Genomic DNA, 16,147 nt, shown 5'->3' on the forward strand with positions numbered 1-16,147 from the left:
TCCTCGAAACTTTTTCGACCGGAACCCATTGACGTGACATGCGCGACCCGCCTAACGTCCCGGCAACCCAGTTGAAACCTTTCACGACGCCGAGAGGGCCGACCCGCCGGCGTCGTCGAGGAGCCCTCATGACCCACCCGTCCACCACGGGTCCGGCCCCGGTTCTCGCGCTGAGGGACGTCTCCAAGTCCTTCGGCGCGGTCCGCGCACTGCGGGACGTCTCCCTGGAGCTGTTCCCCGGGGAGGTGCACGCACTCGCCGGTGAGAACGGTGCCGGCAAGTCCACCCTCATCAAGACGCTCGCCGGAGTGCACCGCCCGGACGCCGGCCAGGTGCTGCTCGACGGTGCTCCCGTCGCCTTCCACGGACCCGGCGACGCCCGCGACGCCGGCATCGCCGTGATCTACCAGGAGCCCACGCTCTTCCCCGACCTGTCGATCGCCGAGAACATCTACATGGGCCGCCAGCCGCGCCGCGCCCTCGGCCGGATCGACCACAAGGCCACCCACAACGCGACCGCCGCCCTGATGAAGCGCCTCGGTGTCGAACTCGAGCCCGACCGGCCCGCACGCGGTCTGTCCATCGCCGACCAGCAGATCGTCGAGATCGCCAAGGCGCTCTCCTTCGACGCCCGCGTCCTGATCATGGACGAGCCGACCGCCGCCCTCACCGGCAGCGAGGTCGCCCGCCTCTTCGGCGTCGTCCGCACCCTGCGCGACCAGGGCGCCGCCGTGCTGTTCATCTCCCACCGGCTGGAGGAGATCTTCGAGATCTGCCGCCGGGTCACCACCCTGCGCGACGGCGCCTGGATCGCCAGTGAGCCCCTGGAGGGCATGACCGAGGACGACCTGGTGCGCCGCATGGTCGGCCGCGACCTCGACGAGCTCTACCCCAAGCAGGACGTGACGCCGGGCGAAGTCGCCCTGAGCGTGCGCCGGCTGACCCGCGAGGGGGTCTTCACCGACGTCTCCTTCGAGGTCCGGCACGGCGAGATCGTCGGCCTGGCCGGGCTCGTCGGCGCCGGGCGCACCGAGGTCGCCCGTGCGGTGTTCGGCATCGACCGCCGGGACGCCGGCGAGGTCTTGGTCCACGGCACGTCCCTGGTCAACGGCGCGCCCTCCGCCGCCATGGCCGCCGGAGTCGCCCTGGTCCCGGAGGACCGGCGCGCCCAGGGCCTGGTGATGGACATGTCCATCGAGCGGAACATCGGGCTTACCGGGCTTCGTACGACCGTGAAGGCGGGGCTGATGGACCGCGGCGCCGAGCACAGCCGCTCCCTCGACTGGGCCGTCAAGCTCCAGGTCAAGTACGCCCGGATCGCCGACACCGTCAACACCCTCTCCGGCGGCAACCAGCAGAAGGTCGTGCTCGCCAAGTGGCTGGCCACCAGTCCGAAGGTGCTGATCGTCGACGAGCCGACCCGCGGCATCGACGTCGGCACCAAGGCCGAGGTGCACCGGCTGCTGTCGCAACTGGCCGCCGACGGCGTGGCCGTCCTGATGATCTCCTCCGACCTGCCCGAGATCCTCGGCATGGCCGACCGCGTGCTGGTGATGCACGAGGGCCGCCTCACCGCCGAGATCCCCCGCTCCGACGCCACCGAGGAAACCGTGATGGCCGCAGCCACCGGGAGGGTCGCCGCATGACGGTCGTCACCCCGCAAGAAGCCCCCGTGGCCGACGTGCCCAAGTCGAGCGGCACCCGGCTGGTCGACCGCGTCTTCAAGATGCGCGAACTCGCCATCCTGCTCGTCTTCCTGGTGATGATCGGCGTCACCCAGGCGGGCAACAGCGAGTTCCTGTCCGAGCAGGGCATCAAGGACCTGCTGCTGAACGCGACGATCCTGGTCCTGGTCGCCACCGGCCAGTCCCTCGTCGTCATCACCCGCAACGTCGACCTGTCCGTCGGATCCACCCTCGGCATCAGCGCGTTCGCCGCCGGCACGTATCTCCAGGGCGGGGGCGACGCCGTCGTGGCGATCGCCCTGGCGGTCCTGCTCGGCATCGGCTTCGGACTGCTCAACGGACTGCTCGTCAGCCTCGGCCAGGTGCCCGCGCTCGTCGTCACCCTCGGCACGCTCTACATCATCCGCGGCATCGACTCCATCTGGGTGGGCTCCCGGCAGATCACCGCGGCCGATCTGCCCGGCGGATTCGTCGACTTCGGCTCCGGCGGCATCTCCGCGGTGCCGTACCTGGCACTGATCGCGCTGGCGGTCCTCATCGCCACCGCCTACTACCTCAGGCACTTCGCCAGCGGCCGCGAGCTGTACGCCCTCGGCTCCAACCCCGAGGCCGCTCGCCTCGCCGGCATCCCCGTCCGCAAGCGGATCCTCGCCGCGTACACCTTCTGCGGCGCCCTCGCCGGACTCGCCGGCGCGATGTACCTCGCCCGCTTCGGCAACGTCGACTCCGGCACCGGCACCGGCTACGAACTGACCGTCGTCAGCGCGGTCGTGGTCGGCGGCGTCGTCTTCACCGGCGGCTCCGGCAGCGTCTACGGCGCCGCCCTCGGCGCGCTGCTGCTGACCTCCATCAACAGCGTGCTGCCCGCCCTCGGCGTCAGCTCCGTATGGGTGCTCGCGATCAACGGCATCCTGCTCATCCTCGCGATCGCGGTCGACCGGGTGGTCGCGCTGCGCGTGGCCTTCGCCCTGAAGAAGAGGAACGCCCGCCATGGCTGACATATCCCTGAGCCGAGCGGTCCGCTGGTCCGCCTTGAAAAGGTGGGATTCCGCCGTCGGCACACTCCTCGTCGTGGTCCTGCTGTTCTCCTTCGGGTTCGTCGACGGGTTCGGCAACGCGCTCAACCTGTCGTTCCTGATCGGCAACACGCTGCCGATCGCGCTGATCGCCCTGCCGATGACGCTGCTGGTCGTCTCCGGTGAGATCGACCTGTCGGTCGCCTCCACGGCCGGACTGTCCGGCGCCGTGATGGGCGCCCTGTGGAACCAGGGCATGACCATCGAGACGATCATCCCGGTCTGCCTGCTGCTCGGTGTCGTGTGCGGACTGGTCAACGGGCTGCTGGTGACCCGGCTGGGGCTGCCGTCCCTCGCCGTGACCATCGGCACCCTCGCCGCCTACCGGGGCATCGCGCAGATCGTGCTCGGCTCCGACGCGGTGACCGACTTCCCCACGCAGTACCTGGACTTCGCGGCCGGGCGGATCGGCGACACGTTCATCCCGTACGCCTTCCTGCCGTTCCTCGTCCTGCTCGCCATCGCCGTGGTCGCGCTGCACGCCACACCGTTCGGGCGGTCGCTGTTCGCGATCGGCGCGAGCGAGGAGGCGGCCCGCTTCGCCGGCGTCCGGGTCAAGCGGCAGAAGCTGATCCTGTTCACGCTGACCGGTCTCATGGCCTCCCTGACCGGCATCTTCTGGGCGCTGCACTATGCCAGCGCCCGCTACGACAACGCCACCGGCCTCGAACTGTCCGTCGTGGCCGCCGTGTTGCTCGGCGGCATCGACTTCGACGGCGGCAAGGGCACGTTGGGCGGGGCGATCGCTGGAGTGTTCCTGCTGGGGGCGTTGCAGAACGTGATGAGTCTCCAGGATGTCTCGGCGCAGTCGCAGATCGTCGTGACGGGTGTGTTGCTCGTGCTCTCCGTGCTCGGACCCCGGGTGGCGCGGCAAATCGCCGTAGCGCGTGCTCAATCGTCCGGCTGACCCGCCTGTGTGGCTGGTCGCGCAGTTCCCCGCGCCCCTGAAGGGACGCGTCCCTCAACCTCGTTCAAAGGAAACCGTCATGCGTAGGTCGACTCTCCGCCGCAGCTGCGCGGCCCTCGCCACCGCCACCTCCCTCGCGCTCGCGCTCACCGCCTGCGGGGGCACCACCAAGAAGGACGTCGCGAACGAGGGCGGCAGCGCCGCCACCGCCGGCAAGGCCGACCCGAACGCGGCCACCAAGAAGGGCCTCACCGTCGGGTTCCTGCCCAAGCAGGTCAACAACCCGTACTTCACCAGCGCCGACAAGGGCGGCGAGAAGGCGCTGAAGGAGCTGGGGTCCAGCTACAAGGAGGTCGGGCCGTCCAGCGCCACCGACACCGCCGGGCAGGTCTCCTACGTCAACACGCTCACCCAGCAGCAGGTCGACGCGATGGCCGTGTCCGCGCAGGACCCGGGGGCGCTGTGCACCGCGCTCAAGCAGGCCATGAAGAACGACATCAAGGTCGTCACCTACGACTCCGACACCACGCCCGACTGCCGCAACGCCTTCGTCTCGCAGGCCTCCGCCGAGGACCTGGGCCGTACCGAGGTGCAGCTGCTCGCCAAGCAGATCGACTACAAGGGCGAGATCGCGATCCTGTCCGCCGCGCAGACCGCGACGAACCAGAACACCTGGATCGACTTCATGAAGGACGAGCTGAAGAAGCCCGAGTACAAGAACATGAAGCTGGTGAAGACCGCGTACGGCAACGACGACGCCCAGCAGTCCTTCCAGCAGACCCAGGGCCTGCTCCAGGAGTACCCGAACCTCAAGGGGATCATCTCCCCGACCACGGTCGGCATCAAGGCCGCCGCCCAGTACCTGTCGGGCTCCAAGTACAAGGGCAAGGTCAAGCTGACCGGCCTCGGCACCCCGAACGACATGCGCAAGTACGTCAAGAACGGCACCGTCGAGGCGTTCGAGCTGTGGGACCCGGCCAAGCTCGGCGAGCTGGCCGCCCGCACCGCCGTCGCCCTGTCCTCCGGGCAGATCACCGGCAAGGAGGGCGAGACCTTCAAGGCCGGCTCCATGGGCGAGTACACCATCGGCAAGGACGGCGTGATCAGCCTCGGCAAGCCGACCGTGTTCGACGCGAAGAACATCGACCAGTTCAACTTCTAGACCTTGGGAGGTCGTTGATGCAGCGCGTGTGCTTCCTGCTGAAGGTCCGGGCGGAGCGCCTCGACGAGTACCGCGAGCGGCATGCCGCGGTATGGCCCGACATGCTGAAGGCACTCTCGGAGACCGGCTGGCACAACTACTCGCTCTTCCTGCGCGAGGACGGACTGCTCGTCGGCTACCTCGAGACCGAGGACTTCGCCGCCGCCCAGGCCGCCATGGAAGCCACCGACGTCAACGCCCGCTGGCAGGCGGAGATGGCGCCGTTCTTCGAGTCGCTGGACGGCGCCCGGCCCGACGAGGCCATGAAACCGCTCACCGAAGTGTTCCACCTCGCATGACGATGGAGTCCACGAGATGCACAGACGTACCTTGCTGGCCGCCGCCCTCGCGGGAGCAGTGGTGACCCCCGCCCTCGCCTCCGGCACCGCGCGGGCCGCCGACCCCGGCCCCTCGGTCACCCGCACCGGCACGACCACGCTCGACAGCCGGGCGATCTTCTTCGTGTCCTACGACGGGCTGGTCAACAACAACGCCTTCCAGAAGAACGGCCTGCTGACCTACAAGGGCTACCAGTACGCCGTCTGGTACACCGCCGACCGGGGCGCCGTCGTCGGCCGCCGCGTCCTCGGCGGGAGCACCTGGTCCACTGTGAAGGTCGGGCACACGCTCAAGGCCAGCGACTCCCACAACGTGATCTCCATGGGCGTCTCCAAGATCGACGGCCGGCTGCACCTCAACATGGACTCCCACAGCGACGGCTTCACCTACGTCAAGTCCGTCGCCGGCCTCATGGACAACCCCGGCGGGCTGAGCTGGACCGCCAGCCGCTTCGAGGCGCCCCAGTCGACCCTGGACGGGGTGGCGCTCACCTCGCAGTTCACCTATCCGCAGTTCGTGTCGACGCCCGACGGCAAGCTCCAGCTGAGCTACCGCGTCGCCGTCTCCGGCAACGGCCGCAACGCCCTCGCCGAGTACGACGGCACCAAGTGGACCAATCTCGGCGAGTGGTCCGCCTCGACGGGCACGTACACCAGCGAGCACGGCTCCTCGACGGCCCGCAACATGTACCTGCACGGCATCGACTACGACCGCAACGGCCGGCTGCACTCGTTCTTCACCTGGCGCGAGCAGAACGGCGCCGTGATGTGCAACGGCGGCGGCATCACCAATCACGACACCGGCTACGTCTACTCCGACGACCGCGGCCGCACCTGGCGCAACAACGCCGGGACCGTCGTGGGTGTGACGGGCGGCTCCGACAAGGTGTCCGTGACCGACGCCGGTCTGGTGATCGACCCGCTCAATCCGGACCACTCCCTGATGAACCAGGAGAGCCAGTTCACCGACTCCGCGGGCCGGCCGCACGCGATCATCTCCTACGTGCCCGGCCGCTTCGGCCAGTGCACCACGAACTACGTGGCGGACCGGACCGCGGGCGGCCGTGCCTTCCACGTCCGCAAGAACGCCTCCGGCAGCTGGCAGAAGACCGAGATACCGGTCCCGCTGAACTCCAGCCAGCGCACCAAGCTGATCCTGGACACGTACGACAACGCGTACGCGGTCTTCCCCTTCGGAAGGATCGCCGCGGCCTCCGCCGCCTCCGGGTACACGGACTGGAGGATCCTCTTCGACGGCAGCGGACTCAACGCCTTCGGCGAGGTCGTCATCGACGAGACGCGGGTCGCGCAGGACGGGGTCCTGTCGTTCATGTACCAGGAGAAGTCCAGCGGTACGACGCCCTCGGCGCTGCACGTGACGGACTTCCGCCTGCCCGCCTGACCGCATCCGGTTCCCGGGGCGGCATGCCGGTAATGTGAGGCCGCCCCGGCCGCCCCCTCGTCTCCCCTCTGGAGGTCCCTGCCCGATGGCCCAGTCGGTGGGTATCAAGGACGTCGCCCGCGTCGCCGGAGTCTCCGTCGGCACGGTCTCGAACGTGATCAACCGCCCGGACACGGTCGCGACCGAGACCCGGGCCCGGGTGCTGTCCGCGATAGACCGGCTCGGCTACGTCCGCAGCGAGTCCGCCCGCCAGCTGCGCGCGGGCCGCAGCCGCATCATGGGGCTGCTCGTCCTCGACATGGGCAACCCCTTCTTCGTCGACGTGGCGCGCGGCGCCGAGCGTGCCGCCCGCCGGGCCGGACTCGGCGTGATGGTCTGCAACAGCGCCCAGAACCCGGGCGAGGAGGCCGAGTACCTGTCGCTCTTCGCCGAGCAGCGGGTGCGCGGCGTGCTGCTCACCCCGGCCGACGCCACCGGCCGCAACATCGAGGCGTTCCGCCGGCACAACATCCCGTTCGTCCTGGTCGACCGGGTCGCCGAGGGCACCACCGAGTGCTCCGTCTCCGTCGACGACGTGGCGGGCGGCGCCCTCGCGGTACGCCACCTCGTCGACGCCGGGCACCGCTCCCTCGCCTACGTCAGCGGCCCGCCCGGCCTGAACCAGGTCCGCGACCGCCGCACCGGCGCCCTGGAGGCGCTCGCCGAGGCCGGACTCGGCCCCGACGCGCTGCGCGAGCTGCCCACCGAACGGCTGGACGTCGCCGCCGGCCGCGACGCCGGGGCCCGACTGCTCGGCCTCGCCGACCGGCCCACCGCCGTGTTCTGCGCCAACGACCTGCTCGCCCTCGGCGTCCTGCAAGCCATGTACGCGGCCGGCGTCGGCGTCCCCGACGACCTCGCCATCGTCGGCTACGACGACATCGAGTTCGCCGCCGCCGCGGCCGTCCCGCTCACCTCGGTGCGGCAGCCCGCCGTCACCATGGGAGCCATGGCCGCCGACCTGCTCCTGGAGGAGACGGAGGAAGACGGCGCGGCGCGCGCACACGAGCACCGCAGGGTCGTCCTCCAGCCCGAGCTGGTGGTCCGCCGCTCCAGCCTCTCCGCCCGCTAGGTGTATTGATCACGAGCGTTGTTGACACCCGGTGCTCGACGTGAGCGCGCGAGCCGGGCCGCGAGATAGGGCGCGGTGGCGCTGCGGCGGGTCCTCGCCACCTTGGCCGGCGGGCCCGCCGCGACCACCCGCCCACCCGCGTCGCCGCCGCCCGGACCGAGGTCGATGACCCAGTCGGCGGTGGCGATCGTGTCCAGGTCGTGCTCGACGAGGACGACCGTGTTGCCGGCGTCGACGAGCCGGTGCAGCTGTCGCAGCAGCAGCGCGATGTCCGAGGGGTGCAGCCCCGCCGTCGGCTCGTCGAGCAGGTAGAGCGCGTGCCCACGCCGGGCTCGCTGCAGTTCGGTGGCCAGTTTGATGCGCTGCGCCTCACCACCGCTGAGTTCCGTCGCGGGCTGGCCCAGGCGCAGGTACCCCAGTCCCACCTCGCGCAACGTCTCCAGACTGCGGAAGGCGGCCCGGACGGCGGACAGGAACGTGGCGGCGGCGTCGACGGACAGCGCCAGCACTTCCGCGATGTTCTTGCCGCGGTAGGTGACTTCCAGCGTTTCGGCGTTGTACCGGGCGCCCCGGCAGGTCGGGCACGGCGCGTAGGTGCCGGGCAGGAACAGCAGTTCCACCGCGACGAATCCCTCGCCCTGGCAGGTCTCGCACCGCCCTTCGGGCACGTTGAAGGAGAACCGCCCGGCCGAGTACCCGCGCGCCCTGGCCTCGTCCGTAGCCGCGTACAGCTTGCGCACCGCGTCGAACAGCCCTGTGTACGTGGCCAGGTTGGACCGGGGGGTTCGGCCGATGGGCCGTTGGTCGACCAGGACCAGCCGGTCGAACGACTCGACCCCCGACGCGTCCTGGACATCGACCTCCAGCTGCGCCTCGTCGGGCTCCTCGGGTACGAGTCCGAGGTGGCCGCGGACGACCTCGGCGAGCACCTGTGTCACCAGCGTCGACTTTCCGGAACCGGACACGCCCGTCACCGCCGTCAGTACGCAGAGCGGTACGTCGACGGACACGTCGTGCAGATTGTGGCGGGAGACGCCGCTCAGGTGCAGCCAGCCGTGCGGGGTGCGCGGGCGGTGATCGAGCGGCTGCGCGCGCCCGAACAGGTACTGGCCCGTGGCCGACTCCCCGACCCGCTCAAGACCGGCGACCGGGCCGCTGTACAGCACGCGTCCGCCGCCCTCGCCCGCGCCGGGGCCGATGTCGACCACCCAGTCCGCCCGGCGTACGACGTCCATGTCGTGCTCCACGACGAACAGCGAGTTGCCCGCCGCCTTGAGGCGGTCCAGCACGTCCAGCAGCGGTTCCGCGTCAGCCGGGTGCAGGCCCGCGGAGGGTTCGTCGAGGACGTAGACGACGCCGAACAGCCCCGAGCGCAGTTGGGTGGCGATTCGCAGGCGCTGCGCCTCGCCGGGCGACAGGGTCGTCGAGCGGCGGCCGAGGCTGAGATATCCGAGGCCCAGGTCGAGCAGTACGTCGATCCGCGCGACCAGATCGCCGCAGATCCGGACCGCGACCTCGGTCGTCTCCCCGGAGCGGGCGGTCGACGTGGTGGCGTCGGCCTCGGACCGCCCGGCGACGGGCCGCAGCAGCGCCACCACCTCGGTGAGCGGCATCGCGTTGATCTCGGCGATGGAACCTCCGGCGAAGGTCACGGCGAGCGCCTCGGGCCGCAGTCCGCTGCCGTGACACTCGGGGCAGGGCACACTCCTGACGAACCGGAGCGCCCGTTCACGCATCTTCTCGCTCTTGGAGTCGGCGAGGACGTGCATGACGTGCTTGCGGGCGCTCCAGAATGTGCCCTGGTAGCCGTAGTCGACGCGGTCCTCCTCCGGCTCGATGTACACGGAGGGCTGCTCGTCCGTGTACAGCAGCCAGTCCCGGTCCTTCTTCCTGAGCCTGCGCCACGGCCGGTCGATGTCGATCCCCAGGCCGTTCACGACACTGCGCAGGTTGGCGCCCTGCCAGGCGCCCGGCCAGGCGGCGATCGCGCCGTCGCGGATGCTCAGCGAGGGGTCCGGGACGAGCAGGTCCTCGGCGACATCGTGCACGACGCCCAGTCCGTGGCACTCCGGGCAGGCGCCGGCCGCGGTGTTGGGTGAGAACGACTCGGCTTCCAGCCGTGCGGCCCCGGGCGGATAGGTGCCGGCGCGGGAGTACAGCATGCGCAGCAGATTGGACAGCGTGGTGATGGTGCCGACCGTCGAGCGCGAGCTGGGCGACCCGCGTCGCTGCTGAAGGGCCACGGCCGGTGGCAGTCCGGTGATTTCCTGCACGTGCGGTGCGCCGACCTGGTGCAACAGCCTTCGGGCGTACGGTGCTACGGACTCGAAGTAGCGCCGCTGGGCCTCCGCGTAGAGCGTGCCGAACGCAAGCGAGGACTTGCCCGAACCGGAGACGCCGGTGAAGGCGACCATCGCGTCCCGCGGAACGTCGACATCGATGTTCCGCAGGTTGTTCTCACCGGCACCCCGGACATGCACGAAGGGGTCGGTCGCGTCCTTGTTCACCGTTCCTGATTACCTGATCGCGCCGGGAACCGCGCGACAGGCGCCGTCACCGGACCCGCTCACACGAGCATCCGGAAAGTCCCGGTATAAGCCGCTCCCAGGGAACATTCGAGGGGGCTTCATCGTTGACCCCTATGTGGACGTGAAGGGAACTGTGTCCCCGGGCCTCACCTTCAGCCCATGAGGACGATCGTTCGGCTGAAGCCTCATGGAGCCCCCGCCGCGAGGCGACCGCCCTTCGCGCCCACTCTCGATCGGCCCCGGCTGGGGTTCCCCCGAACCAGTCGGGGCCTTCGCCTGCCCCCTGCTGACGCCCTTCGGCGAGCGGTGGGCTTCGATGCACGGTCCAGGCCTGAACGGCCGTTCAGCAAGGTTTCATGATCGAACGGCTCACCCGCGCACGATCGCTGTGATGAACTGGGACGCGGCCCGAAAATCCGTCCGTCCCGGGAGCCCTGTTGACCGCCAGCTACCGCCAGCCCGGAGTCGTCCTCACCGACCGCCGCTTCACCGTCCCCCTCGACCACGACCGTCCCGGGGGCGAGACGATCGAGCTGTACGCCCGCGAGGTCGTCGCGAGCGACAAGACGCACCAGGACCTGCCGTGGCTGCTCTACCTCCAGGGCGGCCCCGGGTTCGGCGCGGACCGCTCCGTCGGCCGGCCGGGCTGGCTCGGCCGGGCCCTGAAGGAGTACCGCGTCCTGCTGCTCGACCAGCGCGGCACCGGCCACAGCACACCCGCCAACCGCCAGACGCTCCCGCTGCGCGGCGGCCCCGCCGAGCAGGCCGGCTACCTCACGCACTTCCGTGCCGACGCGATCGTCCGCGACTGCGAGGCCATCCGCGCCGAGCTCACCGGCGGCAAGCCCTGGACCGTCCTCGGCCAGAGCTTCGGCGGCTTCTGCGTCACCAGCTACCTGTCCCTGGCGCCCGAGGGCCTGGCAACGGCCGTGATCACCGGCGGTCTGCCCTCCCTGGACGCCCACGCCGACGACGTCTACCGGGCCGCCTTCCCGCGCATCGAACGCAAGGTCGCCGCCCACTACGCCCGCTACCCGCAGGACGCCGAGCGCGCCCGCCGCATCGCCGAGCACCTGCTGCACCACGAGGTGGTGCTGCCGAACGGCTACCGGCTCACCGTCGAGGCCTTCCAGTCCCTCGGCATCGCCCTCGGCACCGGCGACGGCACCCACCGCCTGCACTACCTCCTGGAGAACGCCTTCGTCCGCACCCCGCAGGGCTCCACGCTCTCCGACGCGTTCCAGGAGCAGGCGCAGTCCATGCTCTCCTACGCCCGCCACCCGCTGTACGCCCTGGTCCACGAGTCGATCTACGGCCAGGACGAGCGGCCCACGGCCTGGTCCGCCGAGCGGGTCCGCGCCGAGTTCCCGCAGTTCGACGCCGCCAAGGCGCTCGCGGGCGACGAGCCTCTGCTGTTCACCGGAGAATCGATTCACCCTTGGATGTTCGACTGCGACCCGGCGCTGCGCCCGCTGCGCGAGACCGCCGACCTGCTCGCCGCCCGCACCGACTGGACGCCCCTGTACGACCCCGCCCGCCTCGCCGCCAACACGGTGCCGGTGGTGGCGGCCGTCTACCACGACGACATGTACGTCGACACGGCCCACTCCCTGCGCACCGCCCGTACGATCCGGGGCCTGCGCACCTGGATCACGGACGAGTTCGAGCACGACGGCATCCGCACCGGCGGCCCCCGCGTCCTCGACCGGCTGCTGGCGCTCGTCCGGGGTGAAGCGTGATGCCGTGCCGTACGCCCGGTGATGTCGGCGGCGCGGACTAGTCTGCGGACATGACGACCACTCAACTGCAGCCCATGCCCGACGACTGGCGGCGTGCCCTCGCGGTCGTGGCCCACCCGGACGACCTCGAGTACGGCTGCTCGGCGGCGATCGCGGCCTGGACGGACGGGGGCCGTGAGGTCGCCTATGTGCTCGCGACCCGGGGAGAGGCGGGCATCGACACCATCGAGCCCGCGCGGTGCGGGCCGCTGCGGGAGCGGGAGCAGCGGGCGAGCGCGGCGGTGGTCGGAGTGTCGGAGGTGGAGTTCCTCGACCACAAGGACGGGGTCATCGAGTACGGCACCGCCCTGCGCCGGGACATCGCCGCCGCCATCCGCCGGCACCGGCCCGAGCTGGTCATCACGCTCAACCACCGCGACACCTGGGGCGGTGTCGCCTGGAACACCCCGGACCACGTGGCCGTGGGCCGGGCCACGCTGGACGCGGCCGGGGACGCCGGCAACCGGTGGATCTTCCCCGAGCTCGTCGAGCAGGGCCTCGACCCCTGGGACGGCGTGCGCTGGGTCGCCGTCGCGGGTTCCAGCACCCCCACGCACGCCGCCGACGCGACGCCCGGCCTGGAGCGGGCGGTGCGCTCCCTGCTGGAACACCGCACCTACATCGAGGTGTTGACCAGTGAGGACCCGGAGACGTACGTGCGCGGTTTCCTCACGCAGCACGCCGAGAGGACGGGGGAGCGGTTCGGGGGCCGGCCGGCGGTGGCGTTCGAACTGTTCAGCAGATGATCAGCGATTGACCGGCAGACGACGGGGGAGACCATGACAGGCAGCGAGGAACTGGCGCACCGGTTCGAGGAACACCGCGGACACCTCAAGGCGGTGGCCTACCGCATGCTCGGATCGCTCTCCGAGGCGGAGGACGCCGTCCAGGAGGCATGGCTGAAGCTCAGCCGCACCGACACGGACGACATCCAGAACCTCGGCGGCTGGCTGACCACGGTGACCGGCCGGGTCTGCCTGGACATGCTGCGCTCGCGCACCGCCCGCCGCGAGGAGCCGATGGGCGACACCCAGGACACCGTGGGGGCCTTCGTCCCGGACCCGGTGCTCCGGCCCCTGTCACACATCGACCCGGCCGAGGAGGTGCTCCAGGCCGACTCGGTGGGCCTGGCCCTGCTCGTCGTGCTGGAGAACCTGGCGCCCGACGAGCGGCTCACGTTCGTGCTGCACGACATGTTCGCCGTGCCGTTCGACGACATCGCGCCGATCGTGGAGCGCAGCGCCGCCGCGACCCGGCAGCTGGCGAGCCGCGCCCGGCGCCGGGTGCGCGGCGCGACGCCGTCGAACGAGCCGGACCTCGGCCGGCAGAAGCAGGTGCTCGACGCCTTCCTGGCCGCCTCGCGCGCCGGGGACTTCGAGGCGCTGGTGGCCGTCCTCCATCCGGATGTGCTGCTGCGGGCCGACTCGGGAGCCCTCGTGCGGGGAGCGGCCGCCTCCAAGCTGGTCCAGGGCGCGAAGGCGGTGGCGGAGCAGGCGCTCATGTTCGCCCCGTTCACGTTGTCCGCGGAGCTGGTGCTGGTCAACGGCTCGGTCGGAATGATCAACGCGCCGGAGGGCCGTATCGAGTCGGTCATGGGTGTGACGATCGCCGACGGGCGCATCACCGACATGTACATCCTGGCCGACCCCGAGCGGCTGGAGCGTCTGGAGGTGCCCGGGGGCGAGGGGTGACCGCACCCGACCGATGACGTGTCGTTTCGTATGCTGAACCGCATGCGAGATCATCAGGCCGAGCGGGCGGAACTGCGCGGCGACTGCGAGCGGTGTTTCGGGCTGTGCTGTGTCGCCCTGCCCTTCTCGGCCTCGGCCGACTTCGCGGTCGACAAGGCCGCCGGCACGCCCTGCCGCAATCTCCGCGAGGACCACCGCTGCGGCATCCACGCCAGGCTCCGGCAGAAGGGATTCACCGGCTGCACGGTGTACGACTGCTTCGGCGCCGGGCAGCAGGTCTCGCAGATCACCTTCGGCGGGCAGGACTGGCGGACCGGGTCGCCGGAGCGGGCCCGCGGCATGTTCGAGGTGTTCCCGGTGGTCCGGCAGCTGCACGAACTGCTGTGGTACCTGACCGAGGCGCTCGCCCTGCCCGCGGCCCGTCCCGTCCACGCCGAGCTGCGCGAGGCCCTGGAGAAGACCGAGGAGCTGACCGGCGGGACCCCTGAGGAGCTCGCCGGGCTGGACGTGGCGGCGCACCGCCAGGAGGTCAACGTCCTGCTGCTGAGGACGAGCGAGCTGGCCAGGGCCGGCACCAAGGGCCGCAGGAAGGACCGCCGGGGCGCGGACCTCATGGGCGCCCGCCTCAAGGGCGCCGACCTGCGCGGTGCCAGTCTGCGCGGCGCCTATCTCATCGCCGCCGACCTCACCGGCGCGGACCTGCGGGGCGCGGACCTGATCGGTGCCGACCTGCGCGACGCGGACCTCACGGACGCCGACCTGACCGGGGCGTTCTTCCTCACCCAGCCGCAGCTGAACGCGGCCCGGGGGAGTGCCGGGACCCGGCTGCCCGGGTCAGTCACCCGCCCCGGGCACTGGACAGCGCAGGTCTGAGGCCGGCTCCGGCACCGCGGTGCGGCGCTCCGGCCGCAGCCTGAGGCCCTCCGGCATCAGCGTCAGCCGTTCCGTCACGCGCAGTCGGTAGGCGGGGTCGGCCCGGAGCTCGTAGCGCCGCAGCAGCAGCCCGAGCACCAGCGTGGCCTCGTGCAGCGCGAACTGGCGGCCGATGCATGCCCGCGCGCCCGTCCCGAACGGCTTGAAGGTGTGCGGCGGCCGGGACCGTACGGCCTGCGCGTCGAAGCGGTCGGGGTCGAACCGCTCGGCGTCCGCGCCCCACACCTCGGGGTCCCGGTGCAGCATCGGCGTCAGCACCAGCGCCCAGGCCCCGCGTCGCATCGGGTGCTCCCCGGCCAGCACCGTGTCCTGTCGGGCCTCCCGGGAGAACGCGGGCGCGGTGGGCCACAGCCGCAGCGACTCGTCCAGCACCCGGCGGACGTAGCGCAGCCGGGCCACCTGCTCGTAGGCGGGCTCGGCCGTGTCTCCCCACACCCGGTCCACCTCCGCGCGGGCCCTGGCCGCGATCTCGGGGTGGCGGGCGAGGTAGTGCAGGGCGAAGGAGAGCGCGCCCGAGGTCGTCTCGTGCCCGGCGACGAGGAAGGTGATGACCTGGCGGCGGACGTTCTGCGGCGCCAGCCGTTCCCCGGTGTCGGGGTGGGCGGTCTCCAGCATGCGGTCGAGCAGGTCGCCGTCGCCGCCGCCGGTGGCGCGCCGGGCCCGGACCAGTTCGTCGACCGTGTGGTTGAGGTGGGCGATGTCGGCCGCGTTGCGGCGGGTCGCGCTCCGCAGCAGCAGGGGAGCCAGCGGGAAGGGCACGGTGTTGAGCCGCTGCGCGTAGGTCAGCGTGCCCACCATCGCGGTCACGAAGGGATGCGGCCGGGAGCGCTCGAACGAACCGAAGTCGTGCCCGAAGCCGGTGCGCGCGATCGTCTCCAGCGTCAGCTTGGTCATGTCGCCGGGCACGTCCACCGCCCGGCCCGTCGCCGCCGCCCGGTCCCAGTGCTCCGTCAGCCGCCGGGCGACATCCAGCATCATCGGGTGGTAGCCGGCCATGGCGTCGCGGCTGAACCCCGGCGCGAGGACCTCGTGGGCCAGTTGCCAGTTCGGCTCGTGGTTGTACGCCGTGAACAGGCCGTCCCCGGCGACCGGCCGCAGATTGGCCACGCCGAGCCCCACGTGCTTGGCGAACCGCGACTCGTCCGCGAGGTCGGCCACGTGCCGCGCACCCCACACGAACACGAACTCCTTGCCGAACGCCTTCCGCCGGAACACCGGCCCCAGTCGGCGGGCGTAGCGCAGCGAGTCCTGCAGGGGAGTGCTCCGGTTCACGCCCACCACGTCGCCGAGGAGGGGGATCCGGCGCGGCGGATGCGGGATGCGGTCCAGCTCCGGCCAGCCCAGCTCGGCACTCCGGAAACCCTTGGGCTCCCCGGTCCGTATCGGCGCCTGGGTCATGACGCGATCTCCCTTGATCCGGCGGCGGGTTCGCACTGTTGTACGTGGGTTCAATAGCGCGGTTTCAGTCTGATCCGGTTGTTGAACCGACGTCAAGTA

At 70.9% G+C, this 16,147-nt stretch carries 13 protein-coding genes; 11 read left to right on the forward strand and 2 right to left on the reverse strand.

The window, feature by feature from the left end:
• Positions 1-128 precede the first annotated feature (128 nt).
• The 7 genes from QOL88_RS35955 to QOL88_RS35985 all read left to right on the forward strand — a co-directional run bounded on the left by QOL88_RS35955 (position 129) and on the right by QOL88_RS35985 (position 7,720).
• Positions 129-1,646, forward strand: a complete 1,518-nt coding sequence (locus tag QOL88_RS35955) for a sugar ABC transporter ATP-binding protein (RefSeq protein WP_097222392.1) — start codon at positions 129-131, stop codon at positions 1,644-1,646.
• Entirely contained in the window at positions 1,643-2,683 is a 1,041-nt protein-coding gene (locus tag QOL88_RS35960; protein ID WP_097222393.1) for an ABC transporter permease, read from the forward strand. Before QOL88_RS35955 ends, QOL88_RS35960 begins: the two co-directional genes overlap by 4 nt.
• Positions 2,676-3,668: an ABC transporter permease gene (locus QOL88_RS35965; RefSeq protein ID WP_097222394.1), complete on the forward strand. Its 993-nt coding sequence runs from the start codon at positions 2,676-2,678 to the stop codon at positions 3,666-3,668. Before QOL88_RS35960 ends, QOL88_RS35965 begins: the two co-directional genes overlap by 8 nt.
• Before the next feature lie 79 nt (positions 3,669-3,747).
• Positions 3,748-4,830: a rhamnose ABC transporter substrate-binding protein gene (gene rhaS, locus QOL88_RS35970; RefSeq protein WP_097222395.1), complete on the forward strand. Its 1,083-nt coding sequence runs from the start codon at positions 3,748-3,750 to the stop codon at positions 4,828-4,830.
• A 17-nt stretch (positions 4,831-4,847) separates the two neighbouring features.
• Complete coding sequence (locus tag QOL88_RS35975; RefSeq protein WP_097222396.1) at positions 4,848-5,168, forward strand: L-rhamnose mutarotase; 321 nt, start codon at positions 4,848-4,850, stop codon at positions 5,166-5,168.
• 16 nt (positions 5,169-5,184) lie between these two features.
• On the forward strand, positions 5,185-6,609 hold the full coding sequence (locus QOL88_RS35980; RefSeq protein WP_097222397.1) for a BNR repeat-containing protein: 1,425 nt from the start codon (positions 5,185-5,187) through the stop codon (positions 6,607-6,609).
• 85 nt (positions 6,610-6,694) lie between these two features.
• Positions 6,695-7,720, forward strand: a complete 1,026-nt coding sequence (locus QOL88_RS35985; RefSeq protein WP_030845243.1) for a LacI family DNA-binding transcriptional regulator — start codon at positions 6,695-6,697, stop codon at positions 7,718-7,720.
• Here the strand turns inward: QOL88_RS35985 and uvrA are convergent.
• On the reverse strand, positions 7,717-10,227 hold the full coding sequence (gene uvrA / locus QOL88_RS35990) for an excinuclease ABC subunit UvrA (RefSeq protein ID WP_097222398.1): 2,511 nt from the start codon (positions 10,225-10,227) through the stop codon (positions 7,717-7,719). The genes QOL88_RS35985 and uvrA overlap by 4 nt on opposite strands.
• Before the next feature lie 458 nt (positions 10,228-10,685).
• On the opposite strand from uvrA, the gene QOL88_RS35995 reads away from it, so the two are divergent.
• Genes QOL88_RS35995 through QOL88_RS36010 form a run of 4 tightly spaced genes read left to right on the forward strand, consistent with a single transcriptional unit; the run spans position 10,686 to position 14,590 of the window.
• Positions 10,686-11,987, forward strand: coding sequence for an alpha/beta fold hydrolase (locus tag QOL88_RS35995; protein WP_097222399.1), 1,302 nt, complete (start codon positions 10,686-10,688; stop codon positions 11,985-11,987).
• Between the two features lie 50 nt (positions 11,988-12,037).
• Positions 12,038-12,772 carry a PIG-L deacetylase family protein gene (locus tag QOL88_RS36000; protein ID WP_097222400.1) on the forward strand — a complete coding sequence of 245 codons (735 nt, stop codon included), beginning with the start codon at positions 12,038-12,040 and terminating at the stop codon, positions 12,770-12,772.
• Positions 12,773-12,805: 33 nt separating this feature from the next.
• Positions 12,806-13,717 (forward strand): RNA polymerase sigma factor SigJ, encoded by a 912-nt coding sequence (gene sigJ / locus QOL88_RS36005; protein WP_097222401.1) that lies wholly within the window; start codon positions 12,806-12,808, stop codon positions 13,715-13,717.
• 42 nt (positions 13,718-13,759) lie between these two features.
• Positions 13,760-14,590, forward strand: coding sequence for a pentapeptide repeat-containing protein (locus QOL88_RS36010; RefSeq protein ID WP_097223341.1), 831 nt, complete (start codon positions 13,760-13,762; stop codon positions 14,588-14,590).
• On the opposite strand, the gene QOL88_RS36015 is transcribed toward QOL88_RS36010, so the two are convergent.
• Positions 14,552-16,048: a cytochrome P450 gene (locus QOL88_RS36015; protein ID WP_097222402.1), complete on the reverse strand. Its 1,497-nt coding sequence runs from the start codon at positions 16,046-16,048 to the stop codon at positions 14,552-14,554. The two genes, QOL88_RS36010 and QOL88_RS36015, sit on opposite strands and share 39 nt — an antisense overlap.
• Positions 16,049-16,147: the final 99 nt, after the last annotated feature.

Origin of the sequence: Streptomyces sp. Ag82_O1-12, assembly GCF_900182715.1 — a bacterium.
GTDB lineage: Bacteria > Actinomycetota > Actinomycetes > Streptomycetales > Streptomycetaceae > Streptomyces > Streptomyces massasporeus.